The organism is Amaricoccus sp. (genome assembly GCF_036846665.1).
Taxonomy (GTDB): Bacteria; Pseudomonadota; Alphaproteobacteria; order Rhodobacterales; family Rhodobacteraceae; genus Amaricoccus.
The window spans coordinates 1-3,213 of record NZ_DAIUBO010000340.1 but is presented as its reverse complement, the minus strand read 5'-3'; the positions used below and the strand labels follow the sequence as shown (position 1 = coordinate 3,213).

The 3,213-nt window shown below is 73.4% G+C and carries 4 protein-coding genes; all 4 read right to left on the bottom strand.

From position 1 onward, the window contains the following. A partial coding sequence (locus V7050_RS19910) for an ATP-dependent metallopeptidase FtsH/Yme1/Tma family protein (protein ID WP_324411121.1) occupies window positions 1-518 on the bottom strand: 518 nt, incomplete at its 3' end. Between the two features lie 72 nt (window positions 519-590). Next, window positions 591-1,871: a tRNA lysidine(34) synthetase TilS gene (gene tilS, locus V7050_RS19905; protein ID WP_324370422.1), complete on the bottom strand. Its 1,281-nt coding sequence runs from the start codon at window positions 1,869-1,871 to the stop codon at window positions 591-593. Beyond that, window positions 1,868-2,725, bottom strand: coding sequence for a tol-pal system protein YbgF (ybgF, locus tag V7050_RS19900; RefSeq protein WP_324370420.1), 858 nt, complete (start codon window positions 2,723-2,725; stop codon window positions 1,868-1,870). The genes tilS and ybgF overlap by 4 nt, the downstream gene beginning before the upstream one ends. A 32-nt stretch (window positions 2,726-2,757) precedes the next feature. Beyond that, a partial coding sequence (gene pal, locus V7050_RS19895; RefSeq protein WP_324411119.1) for a peptidoglycan-associated lipoprotein Pal occupies window positions 2,758-3,213 on the bottom strand: 456 nt, incomplete at its 5' end.

The following is a 3,213-nucleotide window of genomic DNA, read 5'->3' as shown; positions in this document are numbered from 1 at the left end:
AGGAACTCGACGATCTCCTCGAGCTCCTCCTTGGCCTCGTCGATGCCGGCGACGTCGTTGAAGGTGACCTTACCGTGCTTCTCGGTCAGGAGTTTGGCCTTGGACTTGCCGAAGCCCATGGCGCCGCCGCGCCCGCCGCCCTGCATCCGGTTCATGAAGAAGATCCAGACGCCGATCAGCAAGAGGAAGGGCAACCAGAGGCCGAGGGCGGAAATGAAGCCCGACTGTTCCTGCGGCGCGGCCTGGATCTCGACCCCGTGCTCGCGCAGGTCGGGCAGCACGTCGGTATTGCGCGGCTGCACGGTCTGGTAGGCGTTGCCGTCGGAGGAGGTCACGTAGACGCGCTCGCCGTCGAGGCGAACCGCGGAGACCTGGCCGGCCTCGACCCGGTTGAGGAAATCCGAATAGCTGATCTCGCGGCCCATCGAGGTGCGGCTGCCGTTCGAGAAGACGTTGAAGAGCGCGACCATCAACAGGAAGAGGATGATCCAGAAGGCGATATTCTTGCCATTGCCCACGGGCGGTATCTCCTAAGACGTCCGGGAAGCCGGCGATGCCGCCTCGCAGGCTTGAGCCTCTAACATAAGGCCTCACCGTCCGGATTCAACGTCCGATCGTGCCTCCCACGGCGGCGTGAGCGCCGGGACGAAGCTGGCCCGGACGCGGGGGTCCGGGCGGAGGAGCGGTGCCGCGACCAGTTCGCCCCGACGCCAGAGCGCCGGCGTGGTCAGGAGCGTCTCGCGCGCCTCTCCTCCGGCCCGCCACTCCGGGCAGCGGTACAGACCCTCCGGCCCGAGTGCACCGACCACGACATCCGCGCCGGGGAGGACCGCCTCGATTCTCCAGCGCCGGTCCCAGACCCGCGTGGCGAGCGGAACCGGCGGCGCGGCTCGCGCGGGCTCGCGCCGGACGGCGACGCGCCCGCCCGACCTGGGGCGCAGGACGCAGCCCTGCAGCGTGATCCCCTGCCCGATCCGCCCGTGGAGCAGGGCCGCCCGCGCGGCGGCGAGCGACGCGAATCGCGGCCGGTAGATCGCGCCGGAGACCCAGGCGAGCACCCCGGCGAGCACGCGCAGCTGCAGTTCCTCCGTTCCGGAGCGCAGCGCCGCGATGTCGATGAGCGCGTCCCCCGCCGGCCCCGGCTCGACCGCGGCGCGGGCCAGATCCCCCGCCGCGACCTCGAGCGCAAGGCGCGCGCGTGCCATCGCGGCGGCCGTCGCCGCGAGCCGCTCAGCCCCGAGGCCCAGCGGCGCCAGCTGCTCCATCGCCGCCCGCGCCCGGATCCGGTCGAAGCGCAGGTCCGCATTCCCCGGATCCTCGGCCCAGGGCATGCCCTGCGCCGCCAGCCAGTCCCGCAGCGCCGCGCGGCTGGTCCCGAGCAGCGGGCGCAGCCAGCAGATGCCCTCGGAATTGGTCCTGGGCGCCATGGCGGCGAGCCCGTCGACCCCCGATCCGCGGGCGAGGCGCATCAGGAAGGTCTCCGCCTGATCGTCAAGCGTGTGGCCCAGCGCGACGGCGGCGATGCCGCGCTCCGCGGCCCAGCCCGCGATCAGCGCCCGCCGGGCGGATCGCGCGCGGGCCTGGAGATTGCCGCGCCCGTCGCGATCGGACCAGCGCAGCACCGCGTGGGGGATGCCGCGGTCCCGGCAGATGCGGCCGACTTCGGCGGCCTCGCCCGCGCTCTCCGGCCGCAGCCCGTGATCGACCGTCACCGCGGCGAGGCCGTGGCCGGTCTCGGGACAGAGCGCGTGCAGGAGCAGGGTCAGGGCCAGCGAATCGCTGCCTCCCGATACCGCAACGCCGAGCGGTCCCGCCGGCAGGCCCAGGAGCGCCGACCGCACCGCGGCGAGCGGCGCCTCGCCGGGGGTCACTGGCAGCGCAGCGACGCCCGCTTGGCCGCCACGTCGCCGGCGAGGCTCGACCCCGGATAGCGCATGTCGACCTCGTTCAGGGTCAGGCAGGCCTCCTCGATCTGGCCGAGCTCGCTCAGGCTGATCGCGAGGCGATAGAGCGCCTGCGGGGCGATCGGATCGGTGGGCGCGCCGCTGAAAGCGTCGAGAAAGCTGCGCGCCGCGGAGCGCCAGTCGCCCTGCGCCGCCAGCGCCTCGCCCCGCCGGTACTGCGCCTCGCTCGCGAAGGGGCTGCCGGGATAGGTGGCGAGGAAGCCGTCGAAGAGGGTCACGGCCTTGGCATTGTCCCCGCTCTCGGCCGCGGCGACCGCGGCGTCGAAATCGGATTCTTCGGTCACCGTCAGCTCGACCGACAGCGGGGCCGTACCGGACGCCGCGCCCGGGGCGCCCCCGGCGGAGGGCCGGGGCATCGGCCGGGTGAAGCCGCCGCCCAGGAGCTCGGGCGTTCCCAGGACGGCGGTGTCACCGCCCTCGAGCTCGGTCAGCCGGAACTCGATGTCGCCGATCTGGTTGCTGGCATCCTGCAGGATCCGCGCGAGATCGTTGCTCAGCACCTCGACGCGACCGGTGAGCCGGCGCAGCTCCGCCTCGAGCGCGTCGAGGCGGGTCAGCGCGCTCGCCGGCGCCGTCGAAAGCCCGCCGGCGGCACCGCTCTGCACCAGCTGGTCGCGCAATTGCTGCACCTGGCCGTTCAGCACGCCCAGCTCGGCGCGGACATCCGCGACGGTCTGGGCCTTCTGCGCCCAGGTCGGCCCGCCCGCCGCCAGGACGAGCGCGAGCACCGCCGCCGTTCCCAGATGCGCCGCCTTGCGCATGTCCCCGCCCTCCTTCGATGCCGCCCGCCGGGTCAGCTTCCCGTGCCGCCGGTCACCACGGTGACCGCGCGCCGGTTCTGCGCGAAGCAGCTCTCCTGCGCGCAGGTCGCCACCGGGCGCTCGCGCCCGAAGGTGATGATGCTGATGCGCTGGTCGGGGATGCCCTGGCTGACCATGTAGTTGCGCACGGCACTGGCCCGGCTCGATCCCAGCGCCATGTTGTATTCGCCGGTGCCCCGCTCGTCGGCATGGCCCTCGATCAGGATCGGCGCCCCGGGGTTCTGGACCAGCCAGCCGATCTGGGCGTTGAGCGTTCCGATCGCCTCGGCGCTGAGCGTGCTCTGGTCGACCGAGAAGAGCACCCGGTCGGAGATCGCGGTGCCCGGCAGCGTGCCGCCGCCAAGGCCGCCGGCCGCGTCGAAGGCGCCGCCGCCCGCCGCGCCGCTGCCGCCGTAGCCGGTGCCGCCCGAGGTGGGCACGGTGACGTT

Bases quoted from the DNA above. Each gene is read 5' to 3' on its own strand.
- ybgF (WP_324370420.1), bottom strand. From the start codon at position 2,725: ATGCGCAAGGCGGCGCATCTGGGAACGGCGGCGGTGCTCGCGCTCGTC.